This is a genomic window from Paraburkholderia fungorum (assembly GCF_046027215.1).
GTDB lineage: Bacteria > Pseudomonadota > Gammaproteobacteria > Burkholderiales > Burkholderiaceae > Paraburkholderia > Paraburkholderia fungorum_D.
This window is the reverse complement of sequence record NZ_JAQQEN010000001.1, coordinates 4,109,202-4,130,350: the sequence shown is the minus strand read 5'-3', so window position 1 is coordinate 4,130,350 and position 21,149 is coordinate 4,109,202. Positions and strand designations below refer to the sequence as shown.

The window sequence follows — 21,149 nt, the reverse complement described above, 5'->3', positions numbered from 1 at the left end:
CGGCTTAAAGACCCGACTTGCGCTTGTCGATCACGCGCCGCGCCTTGCCCACTGAACGTTCGATCCCGTTCACCCCTAGCACATTGACCACCGCGCTTACGCCGATCAACGCCTTGATATCGTAGGCCAGCGCCTGCTTTGCCGTGCTCAGCGCGGTCGTATCCGGCGCTGTTTCCGGGCAGGGCTCCACGTTCAACGTCAGTACGTCGAGCGGACCTTCTTTCGTCAGCACGATCTGATAGTGCGGCGCGAGAGCGTGCTGCTTGAGCAGCAGTTCCTCGATCTGCGTGGGGAATACATTGACGCCACGCACGATCATCATGTCATCAGAACGGCCCGTGATCTTTTCCATCCGACGCATGGTGCGCGCGCTGCCGGGCAGCAGGCGCGTCAGATCGCGCGTCCGGTAACGGATGATCGGCAGCGCTTCTTTCGTCAAGGAAGTGAACACGAGTTCACCGAGTTCACCGTCCGGGAGCACTTCGCCGGTTTCGGGATCGATGATCTCGGGATAGAAATGATCTTCCCAGATCGTCGGGCCGTCTTTGGTTTCCACGCATTCCGACGCCACGCCAGGCCCCATGACTTCGGACAGACCGTAGATATCGACCGCGTCGATGCCCATGCGCTTCTCGATTGCAAGACGCATGTCGTTGGTCCACGGCTCCGCGCCGAAGATGCCGAGGCGCAGCGAGCAATTGGCTGGGTCGATGCCTTGCCGCTCGAGTTCGTCGGCGATCGACAGCATGTAGCTCGGCGTCACCATGATGATGTCGGGACGGAAATCCTGAATCAGTTGCACCTGCTTTTCGGTCTGGCCGCCGCCGAACGGAATCACGGTCAGGCCGGCGCGCTCGGCGCCGTAATGCGCGCCAAGGCCACCCGTGAACAGGCCGTAGCCGTAGCTCACGTGGACCTTGTCGCCGCGCTTCGCGCCGGCGGCGCGAATCGAACGGGCCACGAGATTCGCCCATGTGTCGATATCGCGCGCGGTGTAGCCGACCACGGTGGGCTTGCCCGTCGTACCCGACGATGCGTGGATCCGCGAAATCTGCTCCTGTGGCACGGCAAACATGCCGAACGGGTAGCTGTCGCGCAGATCCTTCTTGGTGGTGAACGGAAAGCGCGAGAGGTCCGCGAGAGTCTTCACTTCGCTCGGATGAACACCAGCCTCATCGAATTTGCGCCGATAGACCGGCGAATTCTCGTAGGCGTGGTTGAGCGACCATTTGAGCCGTTCGAGTTGAAGCGCGGCAAGTTCGTCGCGGCTGGCGGTCTCGATAGGATCGAGCGGGAGGGCGGTGGTCATCGAATGTCTCCTTGCTGCCTCAATGCTTGAGTCTGGTGTACGGTGCGCGATTCATGCGCAAAATTCGGGTGACGGGCGGCTACTCATACGCCGCCAATGTGTCTGTCAATCGCCCGTGGGGATCAGATTGCCTTTGATTTGCGCCGATTTGCCGCGAAACATCGCCACCGTTTCTTCGGCGCGATTCGTGACGCGAATGTCGTAAATGCCGGTGCGGCCGCTCAGTGTTTGTTCGATGGCTTCAGCGGTCAGAATGTCGCCGCCTTGCACCGGCCGCAGAAACTCGATCGAGCAGCCTGCTGCAACCGTATTGGTGTTGTATGTGTTGCAGGCGAACGCGAAGCTGGAGTCGGCGAGCGTGAAGATCAGCCCGCCGTGGCAAATCTGGTGGCCATTCAGGAAGTCGTCTCGCACCGGCATGCGCAAACGCGCATAGCCGGGGCGGACTTCGACGATATCGATTCCGAGTGCCTTGGTGCACGCATCGTTTTCGTACATGGCGACCGCGGTGGCGCGAGCCAGCTCGTCCGGCGTCATGCTGGCGGGAGATTTTTGCATGGCCATTTCAGCGGCCCTCGAAGCGCGGTGCGCGCTTTTCGACGAATGCCTGCACGCCTTCCGCGTAATCGTGCGATGCGCCAAGTTGGCGTTGCAGATCACGCTCGAGATCGAGTTGCTGGTCGAGCGTTTGTGTGGCGCCCGCGCGCATGGCCTGCTTGATCGCGGCGATGGCGCGCGTGGGCTGCTGGGCGAGTTGGGCTGCGAGTCTGGATGCCGTGGAAGCCAGTTCTGTATCGTCCACCGTTTGCCAGATGAGGCCCCAGCTTTCCGCTTTCTCCGCGCTCAGTTTGTCGCCCGTGATGGCGAGACCCATCGCGCGCGCCATGCCGACTCGTTGCGGCAGGAACCACGTGCCGCCCGAGTCCGGGACCAGCCCGATTTTCACGAATGCCTGTATGAAGCTGGCCGAGCGGGCGGCCAGCACGAGGTCGCACGCCAGTGCAAGATTGGCGCCGGCACCGGCTGCCGTACCGTTGACCGCGGCGATCACCGGCAATGGCAGGGCCTGCAGGCGCCGAATCAGCGGATTGAAATGCGCATCGATCAGTTCACCGAGATCGGTCATCGCGCCAGGCGTGAAGTCGAGGTCCGCGAGATCCTGTCCGGCGCAAAAGCCGCGGCCCGCGCCGGTCAGCACGAGCGCGCGGACGCCGGCCGCTTCGACCTGGTCGAGCGCGGCGCTCAGTTCCCTGTGCATCGTGCGCGTGAAGCTGTTGAGCTTGTCCGGGCGGTTCAGGGTGATGGTCGCTACGTGGCTTGAGTCGTCGACGTCGACGCGAATCGCTTCATATGACATTGGGTGTCTCCTCAAAGTCTCATTGATGGTGAGCACGGCGCTGTTGGCCTCAGACGCGCTCGATCACCATGGCAATGCCCTGGCCGACGCCGATACACATCGTGCAAAGCGCGAAGCGGCCGTTGATTCGTTCCAGTTGATGCAGCGCGGTAGTAATCAAACGGGCACCTGAAGCGCCAAGCGGATGCCCCAGTGCGATTGCTCCGCCATTGGGATTGACGCGTGGATCGTCGTCGCGCAGACCGAGTGTGCGCAGCACGGCGAGTCCTTGCGACGCAAACGCCTCGTTTAACTCGATCACGTCGAGCTGTTCGAGCGACATGCCCAACTGCTTCAACAGCTTTTGCGTGGCGGGCGCCGGCCCGATGCCCATGATGCGAGGCTCGACGCCTGCGGTCGCCATACCCACCACCCGCGCGCGGCGGCGCAGACCGTATTGATCGGCAGCTTGCTGATTCGCGAGCAGCAGGGCGCACGCGCCGTCATTCACGCCCGACGCGTTGCCGGCCGTCACGCTGCCATCCGCACGCACCACGCCCTTGAGCTTGCCCAGACTTTCGAGGGAAGTCTCGCGCGGATGTTCGTCCAGGGTGACGCGCACGGGGTCGCCTTTCTTCTGCGCAATCTCCACGGCGACAATTTCCTGAGCCAGCGTGCCGTCACGCTGCGCGCGGGCCGCCTTTTGCTGGCTGGAAAGTGCGAACAGGTCCTGGTCAGCGCGGCTGATGCCGAACTGCACCGCGACGTTTTCCGCGGTCTCCGGCATCGAATCAACGCCGTATTCGCGTTTCATTAGCGGATTGATGAAGCGCCAGCCGATGGTCGTGTCATGAATATCGGCTTGTCGCGAGAACGCACTGTTCGCTTTGGCCATGACGAACGGCGCACGCGTCATGCTTTCGACGCCCCCGGCGATCATCAGCCGCGCTTCGCCGGCCTTGATGGCGCGTGCGGCGGTGCCGACCGCGTCCATACCCGAGCCGCACAAGCGGTTAATGGTGGCGCCCGGTGCATCAGTGGGCAAACCCGCCAGCAATGCCGACATGCGCGCTACGTTCCGGTTGTCTTCGCCGGCCTGATTGGCGCAGCCGTAGATCACGTCGTCGAGAGCGCGCCAGTCGACATTCGGATTGCGGTCGATCAGCGCCTTGATCGGGACCGCACCGAGATCGTCGGCACGGACATCTTTCAGAGCGCCACCGTAGCGGCCGATTGGGGTGCGAATGGCATCGCAAATGAAGGCGTCGTTCATGTGGGTTCCCGCTAGAACGGATTGGCGCGAAGGGCCAATCCGATGTCTCATGTTAGTGGGGGCGCACGGCTCGGTCCATTCGGCCAAACGGCATAGGACGAAAGCCGTGCTTTTGTCTTAAGCCGTTTAGCTAGCTACCGCCGGTGCTGCTTTCGGTTCAACATGAACGCGGCTCTGAACCACGCGGAAGCGGTTCGCCACGAATGCTGCGTCAGACAGTGCGGCGTTTGCCGCCGGGTTCGCACCGGTGCCGTGGAAGTCTGAAAAGGCCGCTGATTGATTGACGAATACACCGCCCGTCAGATTGATCGACAGTGCCACGCCACCGCGGATCGACGCTTCGTGCGCGTCTTCAAGTACGGCTTCGTCCGTGCTGTAGACAGACATCGTCAATGCGCCGTGCTCGGCGGCGATCGCGCCGGCGAGGTCAAGAGATTGCGCCGTGGAATCCGTCGCGATCACGAACGAGATTGGACCGAACCATTCTTTAGTGAATTGCGCGCGGTCAGTGGCTGCGTCCAGTTGGAGCACCAGTGGCGTGCGCACGCGGGCACCCGCAAAAGCGGGATGTTCGAGCGACTGGCTTGCGGCGAGAACATGACCGAGCTTGCTTGCTTCGGTAATGCGTTGAGTCACGCCTTCGTTCTGGATCGCGCCGATCAGTTCGACGGCACGGGCCGGATCGGCTACCAGCTTTTGCACAGCGCTCGCGATGGCCTGCGCCACTTCATCGAAGCTGAGCGTGCCGTCGGCCGTGCGGATGCCGTTGCGCGGCACATAGATGTTTTGCGGCGCGGTGCACATCTGGCCTGAATACAGCGCGAGCGAGAAGGCGATATTGCGGGCGGCGGCTTTGACGTCGTCGACCGAGTCGATCACGATCTGGTTGACGCCGGCTTTTTCGGTGTAGACCTGCGCCTGGTGCGCGTTGCGCTCGAGCCATGTGCCGTTTTGCGTGCTGCCTGTGAAGTCGATGAGCTTGATTTCCGGACGCAGGGCCAGATCCTGGACGAGCGGGCCGTCGTTGGGATCCGTCGCCAGCAGCGTGACGATGTTCGGATCGAAACCGGCTTCGCGCAGCACGTCTCGCGCGATCCGCACGGTTAATGCGAGCGGCAAAATCGCGCCCGGATGCGGCTTGACGATAACCGTGTTGCCGGTCGCCAGATCTGCAAAGAGACCCGGATAGCCGTTCCACGTCGGGAAGGTGCAGCAGCCGAGCACAAGACCGGTGCCGCGCGGAACGACGGTGTAGCGCTTATGCATCGCGAGCGGCGGGTTTTTGCCCTGTGGCTTTTCCCAGTGGGCGTCGGCCGGGATGCGGCGCAGTTGATCCCATGCGTACACCACCGCTTCCAGCGCGCGGTCCTGGGCGTGAGGGCCGCCGGCCTGGAAGGCCATCATGAATGCCTGGCCGGTCGTATGCATCACGCTATAGCCGATTTCGAAACTGGCGCGATTCACGCGCGCCAGGATTTCCAGGCACACGCCGATCCACGCCTGCGGGCCGGCCGCGCGCCACTCGCGCTGTGCGGCAACGGATGCGGCGATCAGCGCGTCAGGGTCGGCCTTCGGATAGCGGACGCCGAGCGGAAAGCCAAACGGGGATACTTCAGCCCCGACGGTTTCTCCCGTCGACGGTTGGTCCAGTTCGAACGTCTTGTCGAGGTGCGACTTGAACGCGGCTTCGCCGTCCGTATTGGCGGTTTCCCCGTACACTTTCGGACTGGGCATCTCGACGAACGGACTCCAGTAGCCGCGCGTCTCGACCGCGGTGAGTGCCTTTTGCAGCGTGTCTTCGTGTTTGGTGAATAGCGGATGTGTCATGGCAGAGGGGCGTTGCTGTGCGTTGGGGAAAAGCCTGTCGAATAATTGACCGACCGGTTGGTTGGTGAATGTTAGCATTATTAAGACGGCCGCGCGAAGCGTTTTCGCGTGCCATTTACACTAGGAGGCGGCATGGTTTACGAGAACATTCTGGTTGAGACGCGGGGGCGAGTCGGACTGATCACGTTGAATCGCCCGAAGGCGTTGAACGCATTGAATGACGCATTGATGGACGAGTTAGGTGTTGCGCTGCGTGAATTCGACGCCGACGAGGCGATTGGCGCAATCGTGGTGACAGGCAGTGAGAAAGCGTTTGCTGCGGGCGCCGACATCGGCATGATGGCGACCTACACCTATATGGATGTCTACAAGGGCGACTACATCACCCGTAACTGGGAAACGGTGCGCTCCATCCGCAAGCCGATCATTGCCGCAGTGGCGGGCTTCGCGCTCGGCGGCGGCTGCGAGCTGGCGATGATGTGCGACATCATCCTTGCCGCCGACACCGCAAAGTTCGGTCAGCCGGAAATCAAACTCGGCGTCATGCCGGGCGCTGGCGGCACGCAGCGACTGCCGCGCGCCGTCTCCAAGGCAAAAGCGATGGACCTTTGTCTGACTGCCCGCTTTATGGATGCGGCCGAGGCGGAGCGTGCCGGGCTGGTCTCACGCGTGATTCCCGCGGCTTCCCTTATTGACGAGGCGATAGGCGCCGCAGCGACCATCGCGGAATTTCCGTTGCCGGCGGTAATGATGGTGAAAGAATCGATCAACCGCGCATACGAAACGACGCTCGCGGAAGGCGTGCATTTCGAGCGCCGCCTGTTCCACTCGCTCTTTGCCACCGAAGACCAGAAGGAAGGGATGGCCGCGTTCGTGGAGAAGCGCAAACCAGTTTTCAAAAATCGTTAATACGCTTGCCAAAATAAAGCTTGCAAGCCCCGGTTTGGGTCGCTAGAATCTCGCTCTTTCGTGCTTCGGATACCGGGGCACGGGGAGGCGGGAGAGCCAGCAATGGCGGGGGTTTGCGGTGTGTCGGGCAGGTTCGGTAAGTTAAAAAAACCTGTTGACGACGTAGCGAAAGTTCTTCATAATCTCGTTTCTCTGCTGCTGATGCAGCGACGCAGAACGAAGCGGTACCGGGTGGTTGAAGTTGAGGTGTCCGGTGCGGGTTTGGTAGTGAATGCGGACTCGATCTTTAAAAATTAACAGCCGATAAGTGTGGGCGCTTGATGCGCGACGCGCGGTGGGATCTCCGGATTCTGCCGACAAGCGAAAGTATCAAGTCTCACACTAGTATTAAAGGAAGGTTTTCCCATCTTCGGATGGGATGATCATTCGTCAGTACGTTGAGTGAGCGACCGGTTTCGAAAGAGACCGAAAACAGTAACAGGTTTGAACTGAAGAGTTTGATCCTGGCTCAGATTGAACGCTGGCGGCATGCCTTACACATGCAAGTCGAACGGCAGCACGGGAGCAATCCTGGTGGCGAGTGGCGAACGGGTGAGTAATACATCGGAACGTGTCCTGTAGTGGGGGATAGCCCGGCGAAAGCCGGATTAATACCGCATACGCTCTACGGAGGAAAGGGGGGGATCTTAGGACCTCCCGCTACAGGGGCGGCCGATGGCAGATTAGCTAGTTGGTGGGGTAAAGGCCTACCAAGGCGACGATCTGTAGCTGGTCTGAGAGGACGACCAGCCACACTGGGACTGAGACACGGCCCAGACTCCTACGGGAGGCAGCAGTGGGGAATTTTGGACAATGGGGGAAACCCTGATCCAGCAATGCCGCGTGTGTGAAGAAGGCCTTCGGGTTGTAAAGCACTTTTGTCCGGAAAGAAAACCTCTGGGTTAATACCCTGGGGGGATGACGGTACCGGAAGAATAAGCACCGGCTAACTACGTGCCAGCAGCCGCGGTAATACGTAGGGTGCAAGCGTTAATCGGAATTACTGGGCGTAAAGCGTGCGCAGGCGGTCCGCTAAGACAGATGTGAAATCCCCGGGCTTAACCTGGGAACTGCATTTGTGACTGGCGGGCTAGAGTATGGCAGAGGGGGGTAGAATTCCACGTGTAGCAGTGAAATGCGTAGAGATGTGGAGGAATACCGATGGCGAAGGCAGCCCCCTGGGCCAATACTGACGCTCATGCACGAAAGCGTGGGGAGCAAACAGGATTAGATACCCTGGTAGTCCACGCCCTAAACGATGTCAACTAGTTGTCGGGTCTTCATTGACTTGGTAACGTAGCTAACGCGTGAAGTTGACCGCCTGGGGAGTACGGTCGCAAGATTAAAACTCAAAGGAATTGACGGGGACCCGCACAAGCGGTGGATGATGTGGATTAATTCGATGCAACGCGAAAAACCTTACCTACCCTTGACATGTATGGAACCCTGCTGAGAGGTGGGGGTGCCCGAAAGGGAGCCATAACACAGGTGCTGCATGGCTGTCGTCAGCTCGTGTCGTGAGATGTTGGGTTAAGTCCCGCAACGAGCGCAACCCTTGTCCCTAGTTGCTACGCAAGAGCACTCTAGGGAGACTGCCGGTGACAAACCGGAGGAAGGTGGGGATGACGTCAAGTCCTCATGGCCCTTATGGGTAGGGCTTCACACGTCATACAATGGTCGGAACAGAGGGTCGCCAACCCGCGAGGGGGAGCCAATCCCAGAAAACCGATCGTAGTCCGGATCGCACTCTGCAACTCGAGTGCGTGAAGCTGGAATCGCTAGTAATCGCGGATCAGCATGCCGCGGTGAATACGTTCCCGGGTCTTGTACACACCGCCCGTCACACCATGGGAGTGGGTTTTACCAGAAGTGGCTAGTCTAACCGCAAGGAGGACGGTCACCACGGTAGGATTCATGACTGGGGTGAAGTCGTAACAAGGTAGCCGTATCGGAAGGTGCGGCTGGATCACCTCCTTTCTCGAGCTAACGTGTCAAACGTTGAGCGCTCACGCTTATCGGCTGTGAAATTAAGACAGATACGCAGACAGACTCAGGGGTCTGTAGCTCAGTTGGTTAGAGCACCGTCTTGATAAGGCGGGGGTCGATGGTTCGAATCCATCCAGACCCACCACTGTTTCTGCGGTGGCTGCAGCTAACCGGTGAAGACTCCGGGACTATCAGATTGCGTTATCTGCATGACTGGGGGATTAGCTCAGCTGGGAGAGCACCTGCTTTGCAAGCAGGGGGTCGTCGGTTCGATCCCGTCATCCTCCACCAATCTTCAATGCGCAGGGTTCTGTGTTTAAAGGCACAGAGCGTTTCGCATTGGCGATTGAGCCAGTCAGAGTGATACGCGGTTATAGCAACTGCGATATCGGCTGTCGTTCTTTAACAATCAGGAAGAAGTAGTAAAGAGATTCACGAAAGCATACTTAGAGATGGGTGTGCGAGTAGGTGAATCAGGGTTGTGATTGTATCAATGTATGAAAAGGTGATCGAAAGATTGCTTTGGAATACGGCGCAACACGAATACTCAACCTGTAACGATGTGAGGAGCGCTGCATCCCCAGTGGATGCGGCATGAGACACACCCGTTATAGGGTCAAGCGAACAAGTGCATGTGGTGGATGCCTTGGCGATCACAGGCGATGAAGGACGCGGTAGCCTGCGAAAAGCGGTGGGGAGCTGGCAAACGAGCTTTGATCCACCGATATCCGAATGGGGAAACCCACTCCTTATGGAGTATCCATGACTGAATACATAGGTCATGCGAAGCGAACGCGGTGAACTGAAACATCTAAGTAACCGCAGGAAAAGAAATCAACCGAGATTCCCAGAGTAGTGGCGAGCGAAATGGGACCAGCCTGTACTCTTTATCTTCATTGTTAGTCGAACGCTCTGGAAAGTGCGGCCATAGCAGGTGATAGCCCTGTAGACGAAAACAGCGAGGAAGAACTGGGTGTACGAGAAGTAGGGCGGGACACGTGAAATCCTGTCTGAAGATGGGGGGACCATCCTCCAAGGCTAAATACTCGTGATCGACCGATAGTGAACCAGTACCGTGAGGGAAAGGCGAAAAGAACCCCGGGAGGGGAGTGAAATAGATCCTGAAACCGCATGCATACAAACAGTCGGAGCCTCGCAAGGGGTGACGGCGTACCTTTTGTATAATGGGTCAGCGACTTACATTCAGTGGCAAGCTTAACCGATTAGGGCAGGCGTAGCGAAAGCGAGTCCGAACAGGGCGTTCAGTCGCTGGGTGTAGACCCGAAACCAGGTGATCTATCCATGGCCAGGATGAAGGTGCGGTAACACGTACTGGAGGTCCGAACCCACTAACGTTGAAAAGTTAGGGGATGAGCTGTGGATAGGGGTGAAAGGCTAAACAAACCTGGAAATAGCTGGTTCTCTCCGAAAACTATTTAGGTAGTGCCTCGTGTATCACCTTCGGGGGTAGAGCACTGTCATGGTTGTGGGGTCCATTGCGGATTACTACGCCATAGCAAACTCCGAATACCGAAGAGTGCAATCACGGGAGACAGACATCGGGTGCTAACGTCCGGTGTCAAGAGGGAAACAACCCAGACCGCCAGCTAAGGTCCCCAAATATTGCTAAGTGGGAAACGAAGTGGGAAGGCTAAAACAGTCAGGAGGTTGGCTTAGAAGCAGCCATCCTTTAAAGAAAGCGTAATAGCTCACTGATCGAGTCGTCCTGCGCGGAAGATGTAACGGGGCTAAGCAATATACCGAAGCTGCGGATGCACATTTATGTGCATGGTAGGAGAGCGTTCCGTAAGCCTGCGAAGGTGCATTGAAAAGTGCGCTGGAGGTATCGGAAGTGCGAATGCTGACATGAGTAGCGATAAAGGGGGTGAAAGGCCCCCTCGCCGTAAGCCCAAGGTTTCCTACGCAACGTTCATCGGCGTAGGGTGAGTCGGCCCCTAAGGCGAGGCAGAAATGCGTAGCTGATGGGAAGCAGGTTAATATTCCTGCACCATTGTTAAATGCGATGGGGGGACGGATCGCGGAAGGTTGTCCGGGTGTTGGAAGTCCCGGTCGCTGCGTTGGAGAAGGCACTCAGGCAAATCCGGGTGCGCAATTCAAGGGCGTGGCGCCATTCACTTCGGTGAAGAAGCAACTGGAAGTGGTTCCAAGAAAAGCCTCTAAGCTTCAGTTTAACAAGACCGTACCGCAAACCGACACAGGTGGGCGAGATGAGTATTCTAAGGCGCTTGAGAGAACTCGGGAGAAGGAACTCGGCAAATTGGTACCGTAACTTCGGGATAAGGTACGCCCCTGTAGCTTGACTGGCCTGCGCCAGAAGGGTGAAGGGGTTGCAATAAACTGGTGGCTGCGACTGTTTAATAAAAACACAGCACTCTGCAAACACGAAAGTGGACGTATAGGGTGTGACGCCTGCCCGGTGCCGGAAGATTAAATGATGGGGTGCAAGCTCTTGATTGAAGTCCCGGTAAACGGCGGCCGTAACTATAACGGTCCTAAGGTAGCGAAATTCCTTGTCGGGTAAGTTCCGACCTGCACGAATGGCGTAACGATGGCCACACTGTCTCCTCCCGAGACTCAGCGAAGTTGAAGTGTTTGTGATGATGCAATCTCCCCGCGGCTAGACGGAAAGACCCCATGAACCTTTACTGTAGCTTTGCATTGGACTTTGAACCGATCTGTGTAGGATAGGTGGGAGGCTATGAAGCGTGAACGCCAGTTTGCGTGGAGCCGTCCTTGAAATACCACCCTGGTTTGTTTGAGGTTCTAACCTTGGCCCGTGATCCGGGTCGGGGACAGTGCATGGTAGGCAGTTTGACTGGGGCGGTCTCCTCCCAAAGTGTAACGGAGGAGTACGAAGGTACGCTAGGTACGGTCGGAAATCGTGCTGATAGTGCAATGGCATAAGCGTGCTTAACTGCGAGACCGACAAGTCGAGCAGGTGCGAAAGCAGGTCATAGTGATCCGGTGGTTCTGTATGGAAGGGCCATCGCTCAACGGATAAAAGGTACTCTGGGGATAACAGGCTGATACCGCCCAAGAGTTCATATCGACGGCGGTGTTTGGCACCTCGATGTCGGCTCATCTCATCCTGGGGCTGTAGCCGGTCCCAAGGGTATGGCTGTTCGCCATTTAAAGAGGTACGTGAGCTGGGTTTAAAACGTCGTGAGACAGTTTGGTCCCTATCTGCCGTGGGCGCTGGATATTTGAAGGGGGCTGCTCCTAGTACGAGAGGACCGGAGTGGACGAACCTCTGGTGTACCGGTTGTCACGCCAGTGGCATCGCCGGGTAGCTATGTTCGGAAGAGATAACCGCTGAAAGCATCTAAGCGGGAAACTCGCCTTAAGATGAGATATCCCCGGGGCTTCGAGCCCCTTGAAGGGTCGTTCAAGACCAGGACGTTGATAGGTCAGGTGTGGAAGCGCAGTAATGCGTTAAGCTAACTGATACTAATTGCCCGTAAGGCTTGATCCTATAACAGGTGTGTTTCGTGTCCGGTTAGCGCTAGTGCTTCAGCACTTACGCGGACCCCACCCCCGAAGGGGGGGCGGACACCACACACGGTTGAGTGATCGTTGTTGTGCCAGAAACAACACAACCCGCACGTATTGAACGTGTTGCGAGAGGCATCCTCTCAGCTACTTCTTCCCGATTGGTTGTGCCGCCCTCAAGGGCGACACGACAACAAGTCATGCCTGATGACCATAGCGTGTCGGTACCACCCCTTCCCATCCCGAACAGGACCGTGAAACGACTCCACGCCGATGATAGTGCGGATTCCCGTGTGAAAGTAGGTAATCGTCAGGCTCCCTAGCAGCAACAGAAACCCCACCCAGCAAGGTGGGGTTTCTGCGTTTACGGCACGTGAAAGATGATCGGACGCCCTGAGAGCGGACACGCTTTTAACGCGGGGAGCAATCGCTTTACACCTTAGCAAAGCATGCAGCTCGAGCGCAGCGAACCGCAATTGGCGGCGATACAGAACCACCGCCGCCCCGGCACCGACCTAATTGGCGCTACTTCTGTGCCAGAAACCGCTCTGCGAGCCGAACCCAATACGTCGAGCCGATCGGCAATAGTTCGTCGTTGAAGTCATAGCTCGCGTTATGCAGCATGCAAGGTCCAGCCCCATGCCCGGAATCCCGATGGCCGCCGTCCCCGTTGCCTAGAAATGCGTAACAGCCCGGTTTCGCCAGTAGCATGAACGAAAAATCCTCGGCGCCCATTGTCGGTTCGACTGCGTCGTCGACGTTCTCCGCTCCGACAATTTCCTTCATGACCGACGCAGCAAAGCGGGCCTCCTCACTGCTGTTGATGGTCGGCGGGTAGTTGCGATGAAAGTGGAAATCAACGGAGCAGTCGTAGGCCTCTGCGGTGCTCGCGGCGATCTTGCGCATGCGTGCTTCGATCAGATCCAGTGTTTCGGTCGTAAAAGTGCGCACGGTGCCCGCAATCCAGGCGTCGTTCGGTACAACGTTGACTGCGTCGCCGGCGTGTATCTGAGTGATTGACAGCACAGCGGTATCCAGCGGTTTTTTGTTTCGCGTAATGACGCTCTGCAGACCATTGGCGATCTGCACCGCTGTAAATACGGGGTCGCGGCCATTGTGCGGTAGCGCCGCATGCGAGCCTACACCTTTGATTTCAATACGGAATTCATTGCTTGAGGCCATGATTGGGCCTTCGGTCACGCCGAAATGTCCCGCGGGCATGCCCGGCCAGTTATGAACGCCGAAAACCGCGTCGACCGGAAACCGGGTGAACAGGCCATCGTCGATCATTGCCTGCGCGCCTGCGCCGCCTTCTTCGGCCGGTTGGAAGATGAACACGATCGTGCCGTCAAATTCACCGTGCTTTGCCAGATGCCGCGCCGCGCCGAGCAACATCGCGGTATGTCCGTCGTGGCCGCACGCGTGCATCTTGCCGTCGTTATGCGAGCGATGGTCGAAGCTGTTCAGTTCCTGAATGGGCAACGCGTCCATGTCGGCACGCAATCCGATTGCACGCGAACCGTTACCGCGCTTCAGGATGCCGACCACGCCTGTTTTGCCTAATCCTCGGTGAGTTTCGATACCCCAGGATGTAAGGCTTTTGGCTACCAGATCCGCGGTTGCTGTCTCTTCGTATCGCAACTCCGGGTGAGAATGAATCGTTCGTCGAAGAGTCTGAATTTCGCCGTGGGCGGCCTGGATTTCGGGAATCAGTTTCATGATGGAGTAATGATGCGTTTGTGCTTTACTTCGCGTGGAATCGCTCGGAGCGACATCGCCCGGGCACGGTGATAATCGATTCTACGCCGAAGGCATTTTTGGCGGCACCTTGCCGATCAAGCGCCAACGGACGTAATAAAATCCCGCATTGCTCCACAACTCACCGCTCTCCTGGAACCGACCGCCGATGAATGCTCCGACTGAATTCGCCCGCGCGGTGTGTCCACACGATTGCCCGGACACCTGCGCAATGCGTGTGAGCGTTGAAGGAGGCCGGGCGATCAAGGTAATCGCTGACCCCGAGCATCCACCGACACAAGGCGCCCTGTGCACCAAGGTCAGTCGCTACGCCGAACGTGTGCATCATCCGCGTCGGCTGACTACCCCCATGAAGCGCGTCGGCCGAAAGGGCGAGGGGCGCTTTGAGCCGATAACCTGGGACGAAGCGTTCGATCTGGCCGCGACGCATCTGTCGGAGATTGCGAATCGGGCGCCGGAAGCTATCCTGCCGTACAGCTACGCCGGCACGATGGGGCTGATCCAGGGGGATAGCATCGCGCAACGATTCTTTCACAAGCTCGGCGCATCGCAACTGGACCGCACGATCTGCGCAGCGGCCGGCGCGGCGGGGTTGAAGTATACGTACGGCGCCAGCCTTGGCATGCTGACCGAATTTTTCGCCGAGAGTGAGCTCATTCTGATCTGGGGCTCAAATCCGATTGCATCGAATCTTCATTTCTGGACCCGCGCCCAGGAAGCCAAACGTCACGGCGCTCGCCTGATTGCGATCGATCCGTATCGGTCGCTCACGGCGGAAAAATGCCATCAGCACATCGCGCTGAAACCTGGCACCGACGGCGCTTTGGCGCTCGGCCTGATGAATGTGTTGATCACGGAAAATCTGCTCGATCTTGCATACATCGAGGCTCATACCTTGGGCTTCGCCGAATTGAAGGCCCGCGCGCTTAGCTTTCCGCCGTCGCGCGTTGCCGGAATTTGCGATGTCGATGAGCAGGTGATCGTTGATCTTGCGCGCCTTTATGGAAATACGAAGAAAGCCGCGATCCGGATGAATTACGGTTTGCAGCGAGTGCGGGGCGGCGGCAACGCAGTGCGCGCTATCGCTTGCCTTCCCTCGCTAACGGGCGCGTGGCGCGAGCGGGCGGGTGGCGTATTGCTGTCATCAGGTGGCTGGGCGCCAGTGAATTCACACGCATTGCAGCGCCCGGATCTGATGCCGGGGTGGCCAGCCAAGGCATCGCGCGTCATCAATATGAATGCGATCGGCGACGCCCTGCTGCATCCAGGTGACGCCGCTTTTGGTCCCACGATTGAAGCGGTCATCGTTTACAACTCGAATCCCGTGGCAGTGGCACCGGACTCAGAGCGGGTCGCCGCGGGTTTCGCTCGCGAAGATCTGTTCACGATCGTGCTGGAGCACTTCCAGACCGACACGGCCGATTACGCTGACCTGCTTCTGCCTGCCACCACGCAACTCGAGCATCTGGATGTGCACAAGTCGTATGGTCATACGCACGTCATGGTCAATTTGCCCGCCATTGGACCTGTTGGCGGCGCACTTCCGAACACGGAGATTTTTCGCGGGATCGCGCGCCATATGGGGCTTGAGGAGCCGGCGCTTTACGATAGCGACGAAACGGTCGCACGGGCGGCATTCCGTTGGAATGACAAAACGCTCGAAGGCGTCGACTGGGACACGCTGAAGCAATCCGGCTGGGCAAAGCTGAACGTGGCAGACGCCCCGTTTGCCGAAGGCGGTTTCCGAACGCCATCCGGCAAGTGCGAGTTCTTCAGCGAACGCCTCGCCCAACAGGGACTCGACCCGCTGCCGGATTATCTGCCACCGTACGAATCCGCCGACGGCGCGCCGGAACTCGCCGCGCGCTATCCGCTGGCCATGATCTCTCCGCCCGCCCGCAACTTCCTGAATAGCACCTTCGTGAATATCGAAAGCCTGCGTTCCACGGAGGGCGAACCGCACCTGGACATTCACCCCGCCGATGCCCAGCAGCGCAACATTGTCGAGGGCGACCAGGTGCGCATTTTCAACGATCGCGGCTCGATGCAGGCACGTGCGCGCGTCACCGACAAAGCCCGTAAAGGCCTCGTCGTCGGTTTGTCGATATGGTGGAAAAAACTCGCGCCGGATGGCCGCAACGCCAATCAGGTCACCAGCCAGGCGCTGACCGATCTGGGCGGATCGGCCACGTTCTAAGACTGTCTCGTCGAAGTCGAACGGGCCTGAAACACGCTCGAAAATCACGCTACGGTCGACTTCACACGGTTCGAGGCAGGAGTCTAACCGGACCGATTTTCACGAATCGCCACCAGGTGCGCATGCTACGATGCATTTTTAGCACGACCATTCGAAAATAAAGGAGGAGACGCTGCATGGACAAAATCTGGCTGAAATCCTATCCGCCTGGCATCCCAGCAGAGATCGACCCGACCCGCTATTCGTCCGTCGCCGAACTGCTCGAAGAAGCCTTCCGCGACCATCGCGCCAAACCGGCGTTCGTCTGCATGGGCAAGGAGATCAGCTACGGCGAGCTCGACACGCTCTCGAGCAAGCTGGCCGCGTGGTTTCAGTCGAAGGGCATTGCCCGCGGCGCGCGCATCGCGATCATGATGCCGAACGTGCTGCAATATCCGGTTGCGATTGCCGCGATCTTGCGCGCCGGCTATGTCGTTGTGAACGTGAACCCGCTCTACACGCCGCGCGAGCTCGAGCACCAGCTCAAGGACAGCGGCGCCGAAGCGATCATCCTGCTCGAGAACTTCGCCGTCACGCTGCAGGCGATCGTGCGCAATACGTCGGTCACGCACGTCGTGGTGGCCGCAATGGGCGATTTGATGGGGGTGAAGGGCACGCTTGTGAACTTCGTAGTCCGACGCGTGAAGAAGATGGTGCCGGCGTGGAGCCTACCGGGCCACGTCACATTCAACGCGGCGATCGCGGAGGGCGGACGCCAGGCGTTCAAGCCCGTCCAGCAAGGTCCTGACGACGTCGCTTTCCTGCAATACACGGGTGGCACGACCGGTGTCGCCAAGGGGGCGACGCTGCTGCATCGGAACCTGATCGCTAACGTCCTGCAGTCGGAAATCTGGCTCGATCCGGTTCGCGCGAACCGTGCGGACATCGATCAGTTCATCACCGTCGTCGCGCTGCCGCTTTATCACGTGTTTGCGCTAACTGTTTGCGGACTGCTGACGATCCGCACCGGTGGCCTGGGTGTGCTGATCCCGAATCCGCGCGACATTCCCGGCATGATCAAGGCGCTGCAAGGTTATCCGATTACGACGATTCCGGCGGTCAACACGCTGTATAACGCGCTTCTGAACAGTCCGGATTTCCACACACTCGATTTCTCAAAGCTGATCGCCGCGAACGGCGGCGGGATGGCGGTGCAGGAAGCCGTGGCCAAGCGCTGGTACGAGCATACGCATACGCCGATCATCGAAGGGTATGGTTTGTCGGAAACGTCGCCGTGCGTCACCTGTAATCCGGTTACGGTCACCGAATACAGCGGCACGATCGGCTTGCCGCTGCCGTCGACGGAAATCTCGATTCGCGACGACGAGGGCAACGAAGTAGCCCTTGGACAACCCGGCGAAATCTGCATCCGTGGCCCGCAGGTGATGGCCGGCTACTGGAACCGACCGGATGAAACCGCCAAGGTCATGACGCCGGACGGCTTCTTCAAATCGGGTGACGTCGGCCTGATGAACGAGCGCGGCTTCGTCAAGATCGTCGATCGCAAGAAGGACATGATTCTGGTGTCCGGCTTCAACGTCTATCCGAACGAGATCGAGGACGTGGTGGCGAAGCTACCCGGCGTGTTCGAAGTTGCCGCGGTTGGCGTGCCGGATCAGCATTCGGGCGAAGCCGTGAAGCTCTTCGTCGTGAAAAAGGACCAGGCGCTCACCGACTCGGACATCTTCGCGTACTGCAAACAGCAGTTGACCGGTTACAAGCGTCCGAAGATCGTCGAATTCCGCACGGAACTGCCGAAGAGCAACGTCGGCAAGATTTTGCGCCGCGAGTTGCGCGACGGCCGCGCATAGCGCAAAGGCGTCAACAACGTCGAAGCGAAGTCACGTATCTCAGCGAAGAAAGAGAAAGGCCCGGCAGACGAAAGTCAGCCGGGCTTTTTTTCTCACTATCGACGTCACCACGCAGCCGCCCCGCGCGTGCCATAAAAAAAAGGCGCCCGAAGGCGCCTTTGAGGCAAACTGCTTTTTTACGACTTATTAGAACTTGTGGCGGATACCGACACGAGCCGTGAACTGGTTCTGGTTCGACGAACCCGTCAGGCCGTTGATGCCAGCCGTTGCGTCCACAACGTTGCCCGCTGTCGTCAGCGTCTCGCCGAGAGCGTGTTGGTACACACCCGTCACGTACACGTCGGTACGCTTGGACAGGAAGTAGTCCACGCCAACCGAGCCTTGGTGGTACTGAGCGCGCGATGTACCACCGATGTCTGCGCCGCGGGTGTAGTCGTATGCTGCGCCGACCAGCAATGCCGGGGTCAACTGATACTTGAAGTTGACTTCAGCATTGTTGAACGTAGCCGATTGGCCCTTGAACGGCGAGGCGAACGAAACGCCCAGGTTTGCGAAGCGGATGTTCGAGTACGTCAGGCCGACGGTTGCTGCGCCGAACGTGTATGCACCGCCTGCACCGATGACCTGGTACGTATTAGCCGACGTGAAGCCAGCGTAGACCGGCGACGCTACAGCAGCGTTCGCCGCGACAGTCGGGCTGCCGGTGTTGAACAGGCCGCCTGCTGCTGCCGGCGTACGTGCGTTCAGGTAGCCAACGCCCAAGACCAACGGACCGTTGTTGTAGCCTGCGCCCAACGACCAGATCTGGTTCGACGAGAAGTTGCCTGCAACGCCGCCGAAGCTGTACGTGCCGCCGAACGTCAGGCCGCCGTAGTTTGCGCTCGTGTACTTGACCGTATTGTTGGTGCGGTACGCGTTGTTGAAGTTGTCGATGTCGCCCGGGTGAGCAGCGATGTAGCCGCCCCATTGGTCACCGGCTTCCAGCGGACCAACATAGTCAACCACGGAGTCGTACTGACGACCCAGCGTGACCGTACCGAACTGGCTCGACAGGCCAACGTAAGCTTGACGACCGAACATCAGGCCGCCTTGACCCAGCTTGCCGTTGTTCACGTCAAAGCCGTTTTCCAACACGAAGATTGCCTTCAGACCGCCGCCCAGATCTTCCGTGCCGCGCAGGCCGAAGCGCGAGCCTTGCAGAACGCCGCTGGACAGGTTGTACAGGTGCTTGCCACCCGAGTTGGTGTTGATGTTGAAGCCTTCGTCAATGATACCGTACAGGGTCACGCTGCTCTGAGCATGAGCGACGCCTGCGAATGCGCCCAGTGCTGCGAGAGCGAGAAGCGACTTTTTCATCGAATGATCTCCAAGGATTACGAATCTTTTGTACAAGGCGGAATATTTATCTAGCGTTGAGGCCTTGCTTGTCCAACTTCGCGAGAAGTTGCACGTAATGTAACAAAAGGCATACATCGCACAAAGAAAAAGGAGACTGGCACGGAGGCTCCTGTTTCGTTTACGCAACATGGTCTAAAATCAGAAATTGGCCGCTGGATTCGTCTGAACTCTAGGTCTCCCCAGCGTTGGTTTTGCCTCGCAAAGCCTTGTCGCGCGGAGTTGCCGGTAAGGCGTGGCGGTAGTCGAATCAGGGAGTGCTGAATGTTTCTGGACGAGTTGATTAGCGAGTTTGATCGGGGTTTACGCTCAATGACCGGCGTGTCGCGCATGAGCCGGCCACTACCGGCTCCGCAAGAGCCGACGGTGGCCGTGGAGCTCTCGCCGGCGGAGCGCGCGCATGCGGCTGGCTTGATGCGCGTGAACCATGTCGGCGAGGTGTGCGCCCAGGCGCTTTACCAGGCGCAAAAGCTCGCTACCAAATCACCGTCGTTGCGGGCAGTGTTCAATCGCGCCGCGGTGGAAGAGGAGGATCACCTCGCGTGGACCTCAAAGCGCCTCGAGGCGCTCGATTCGCGGCCCAGTCTGTTGAACCCGCTCTGGTACACCGGTGCCTTGGCGATTGGCCTTGCGGCAGGCCGTCTGGGTGACCGTGTGAGCCTCGGCTTCATGGCCGAGACCGAGCGCCAGGTCGAGAAGCACCTGGATAGTCATCTGGACGAATTGCCGGCAGCCGACCGTGAGTCGCGTGCGATTGTCGAGCAGATGCGCGTGGACGAAGCAGAGCATGGCAAAGCCGCAATGGATGCGGGCGGCGTCGAGTTGCCTTTTCCCGCACGAGCCTTGATGCGCGCCGTGTCGAAGGTCATGACCCGCACCGCCTATTACATATGAATTCGAAGCCGGATTCTCTCCCAGCCTGAAAGTGGCACGGCGCTTCGCACGCCGTCCTGCTGAAATACCCGGAACGCCTGCAAATACCTCCCGATACCGCTTCACGATCTCTTACATTCCACGCCTTTCCCCCGCACTTTTCACGTATCACCTTCACAAGCTGCACTAGCTCATTCATTTATAACGGTTTTCCGTTTTAGGTGTGATGTGAAGGAGTCGCGCTAAGTCCTTGTTCTAACAAACAAATTTCACTCGAAAACTGTTTATCTCCCTTGACCCCTGTTTAGCGTTCCTCTAAAGTGGGAGACAGTGTGAGAAAGTGTATTTTTGTGTGATCTCACGGGCAGATTCGGGTAGATTTTCGAAGATCGCGCAGCGGCGCAAAAAACGTCGCGCGAGCAACTAAGTTGCATGGGTCGACAAGGGGAGAGCGAAGTGTTCCAAGGGGCGTCGGCGCTGACGCTCGATGCGAAAGGGCGGATGTCGATTCCCTCTCGCTATCGGGATGCGCTGCAGACACAGGCAGAGGGCCGGGTGACGATCACCAAGCACCCGGACGGCTGCCTGTTGCTCTTTCCACGTCCCGAGTGGGAGATCTTTCGCGACAAGGTCGACAAGCTGCCTATGAACGCGGCTTGGTGGAAACGCATTTTTCTCGGCAATGCCATGGACGTCGATATGGACGGCGCGGGCCGCGTGCTCGTGTCGCCGGAATTGCGCGCGGCCGGCTCGCTGGAGAAAGAAGTGAACTTGCTCGGCATGGGTCGTCATTTTGAGTTGTGGGACGCACAAATTTACGCGGCAAAGGAACAGGCAGCGATCGCCGAGGGCATGCCCGAAGCGTTAAAGAATTTCACGTTCTGATC

At 58.6% G+C, this 21,149-nt stretch carries 12 protein-coding genes, 2 tRNA genes and 3 rRNA genes; 10 read left to right on the top strand and 7 right to left on the bottom strand.

What is annotated here, in order from left to right:
• Positions 1–4: 4 nt before the first annotated feature.
• The 5 genes from paaK to paaN all read right to left on the bottom strand — a co-directional run bounded on the left by paaK (position 5) and on the right by paaN (position 5,745).
• Positions 5–1,309, bottom strand: a complete 1,305-nt coding sequence (paaK, locus tag PQR27_RS18475; protein WP_408524989.1) for a phenylacetate--CoA ligase PaaK — start codon at positions 1,307–1,309, stop codon at positions 5–7.
• A 105-nt stretch (positions 1,310–1,414) separates the two neighbouring features.
• Complete coding sequence (gene paaI, locus PQR27_RS18470) at positions 1,415–1,867, bottom strand: hydroxyphenylacetyl-CoA thioesterase PaaI (protein ID WP_408524988.1); 453 nt, start codon at positions 1,865–1,867, stop codon at positions 1,415–1,417.
• Between the two features lie 7 nt (positions 1,868–1,874).
• Positions 1,875–2,666 (bottom strand): 2-(1,2-epoxy-1,2-dihydrophenyl)acetyl-CoA isomerase PaaG, encoded by a 792-nt coding sequence (gene paaG, locus PQR27_RS18465; RefSeq protein WP_408524987.1) that lies wholly within the window; start codon positions 2,664–2,666, stop codon positions 1,875–1,877.
• A 49-nt stretch (positions 2,667–2,715) separates the two neighbouring features.
• Positions 2,716–3,918 (bottom strand): 3-oxoadipyl-CoA thiolase, encoded by a 1,203-nt coding sequence (gene pcaF, locus PQR27_RS18460; RefSeq protein ID WP_408524986.1) that lies wholly within the window; start codon positions 3,916–3,918, stop codon positions 2,716–2,718.
• Between the two features lie 126 nt (positions 3,919–4,044).
• The gene (gene paaN, locus PQR27_RS18455; RefSeq protein ID WP_408524985.1) at positions 4,045–5,745 is read right to left on the bottom strand and encodes a phenylacetic acid degradation protein PaaN; all 1,701 of its coding nucleotides are present in this window, start codon (positions 5,743–5,745) and stop codon (positions 4,045–4,047) included.
• A 132-nt stretch (positions 5,746–5,877) separates the two neighbouring features.
• Between paaN and PQR27_RS18450 the strand changes: the two genes are divergently transcribed.
• The 6 genes from PQR27_RS18450 (at position 5,878) to rrf (ending at position 12,505) form a co-directional block, all read left to right on the top strand.
• Positions 5,878–6,654 carry an enoyl-CoA hydratase gene (locus tag PQR27_RS18450; protein WP_408524984.1) on the top strand — a complete coding sequence of 259 codons (777 nt, stop codon included), beginning with the start codon at positions 5,878–5,880 and terminating at the stop codon, positions 6,652–6,654.
• Positions 6,655–7,139: 485 nt separating this feature from the next.
• A 16S ribosomal RNA gene (locus PQR27_RS18445) occupies positions 7,140–8,670 on the top strand.
• Between the two features lie 77 nt (positions 8,671–8,747).
• Positions 8,748–8,824: transfer RNA gene (locus PQR27_RS18440), tRNA-Ile, on the top strand.
• Between the two features lie 70 nt (positions 8,825–8,894).
• Positions 8,895–8,970, top strand: a tRNA-Ala gene (locus PQR27_RS18435).
• A gap of 323 nt (positions 8,971–9,293) precedes the next feature.
• Positions 9,294–12,172 (top strand): 23S ribosomal RNA (locus PQR27_RS18430).
• Positions 12,173–12,392: 220 nt separating this feature from the next.
• Positions 12,393–12,505, top strand: a 5S ribosomal RNA gene (rrf, locus tag PQR27_RS18425).
• Together the 16S, 23S and 5S rRNA genes with 2 tRNA genes alongside form the textbook arrangement of a ribosomal RNA operon.
• 209 nt (positions 12,506–12,714) lie before the next feature.
• On the opposite strand, the gene PQR27_RS18420 is transcribed toward rrf, so the two are convergent.
• Positions 12,715–13,908: a M20 aminoacylase family protein gene (locus tag PQR27_RS18420; protein WP_408524983.1), complete on the bottom strand. Its 1,194-nt coding sequence runs from the start codon at positions 13,906–13,908 to the stop codon at positions 12,715–12,717.
• A gap of 187 nt (positions 13,909–14,095) precedes the next feature.
• On the opposite strand from PQR27_RS18420, the gene PQR27_RS18415 reads away from it, so the two are divergent.
• Entirely contained in the window at positions 14,096–16,144 is a 2,049-nt protein-coding gene (locus tag PQR27_RS18415; RefSeq protein ID WP_408524982.1) for a molybdopterin-containing oxidoreductase family protein, read from the top strand.
• 176 nt (positions 16,145–16,320) lie between these two features.
• The gene (locus tag PQR27_RS18410; RefSeq protein WP_408524981.1) at positions 16,321–17,994 is read left to right on the top strand and encodes a long-chain fatty acid--CoA ligase; all 1,674 of its coding nucleotides are present in this window, start codon (positions 16,321–16,323) and stop codon (positions 17,992–17,994) included.
• A gap of 186 nt (positions 17,995–18,180) precedes the next feature.
• On the opposite strand, the gene PQR27_RS18405 is transcribed toward PQR27_RS18410, so the two are convergent.
• Entirely contained in the window at positions 18,181–19,350 is a 1,170-nt protein-coding gene (locus tag PQR27_RS18405) for a porin (RefSeq protein WP_408524980.1), read from the bottom strand.
• A 303-nt stretch (positions 19,351–19,653) separates the two neighbouring features.
• Here PQR27_RS18405 and coq7 point away from each other — a divergent pair, with 303 nt between their 5' ends.
• On the top strand, positions 19,654–20,283 hold the full coding sequence (coq7, locus tag PQR27_RS18400) for a 2-polyprenyl-3-methyl-6-methoxy-1,4-benzoquinone monooxygenase (RefSeq protein WP_408524979.1): 630 nt from the start codon (positions 19,654–19,656) through the stop codon (positions 20,281–20,283).
• A gap of 435 nt (positions 20,284–20,718) precedes the next feature.
• Positions 20,719–21,147: a division/cell wall cluster transcriptional repressor MraZ gene (gene mraZ / locus PQR27_RS18395; RefSeq protein WP_025647927.1), complete on the top strand. Its 429-nt coding sequence runs from the start codon at positions 20,719–20,721 to the stop codon at positions 21,145–21,147.
• Positions 21,148–21,149 lie beyond the last annotated feature (2 nt).

Bases quoted from the DNA above. Each gene is read 5' to 3' on its own strand.
- PQR27_RS18450 (WP_408524984.1), top strand. From the start codon at position 5,878: ATGGTTTACGAGAACATTCTGGTTGAGACGCGGGGGCGAGTCGGACTG.
- PQR27_RS18405 (WP_408524980.1), bottom strand. From the start codon at position 19,350: ATGAAAAAGTCGCTTCTCGCTCTCGCAGCACTGGGCGCATTCGCAGGC.
- paaI (WP_408524988.1), bottom strand. From the start codon at position 1,867: ATGCAAAAATCTCCCGCCAGCATGACGCCGGACGAGCTGGCTCGCGCC.
- pcaF (WP_408524986.1), bottom strand. From the start codon at position 3,918: ATGAACGACGCCTTCATTTGCGATGCCATTCGCACCCCAATCGGCCGC.
- PQR27_RS18410 (WP_408524981.1), top strand. From the start codon at position 16,321: ATGGACAAAATCTGGCTGAAATCCTATCCGCCTGGCATCCCAGCAGAG.
- PQR27_RS18420 (WP_408524983.1), bottom strand. From the start codon at position 13,908: ATGAAACTGATTCCCGAAATCCAGGCCGCCCACGGCGAAATTCAGACT.
- PQR27_RS18415 (WP_408524982.1), top strand. From the start codon at position 14,096: ATGAATGCTCCGACTGAATTCGCCCGCGCGGTGTGTCCACACGATTGC.
- coq7 (WP_408524979.1), top strand. From the start codon at position 19,654: ATGTTTCTGGACGAGTTGATTAGCGAGTTTGATCGGGGTTTACGCTCA.
- paaN (WP_408524985.1), bottom strand. From the start codon at position 5,745: ATGACACATCCGCTATTCACCAAACACGAAGACACGCTGCAAAAGGCA.
- paaK (WP_408524989.1), bottom strand. From the start codon at position 1,309: ATGACCACCGCCCTCCCGCTCGATCCTATCGAGACCGCCAGCCGCGAC.
- paaG (WP_408524987.1), bottom strand. From the start codon at position 2,666: ATGTCATATGAAGCGATTCGCGTCGACGTCGACGACTCAAGCCACGTA.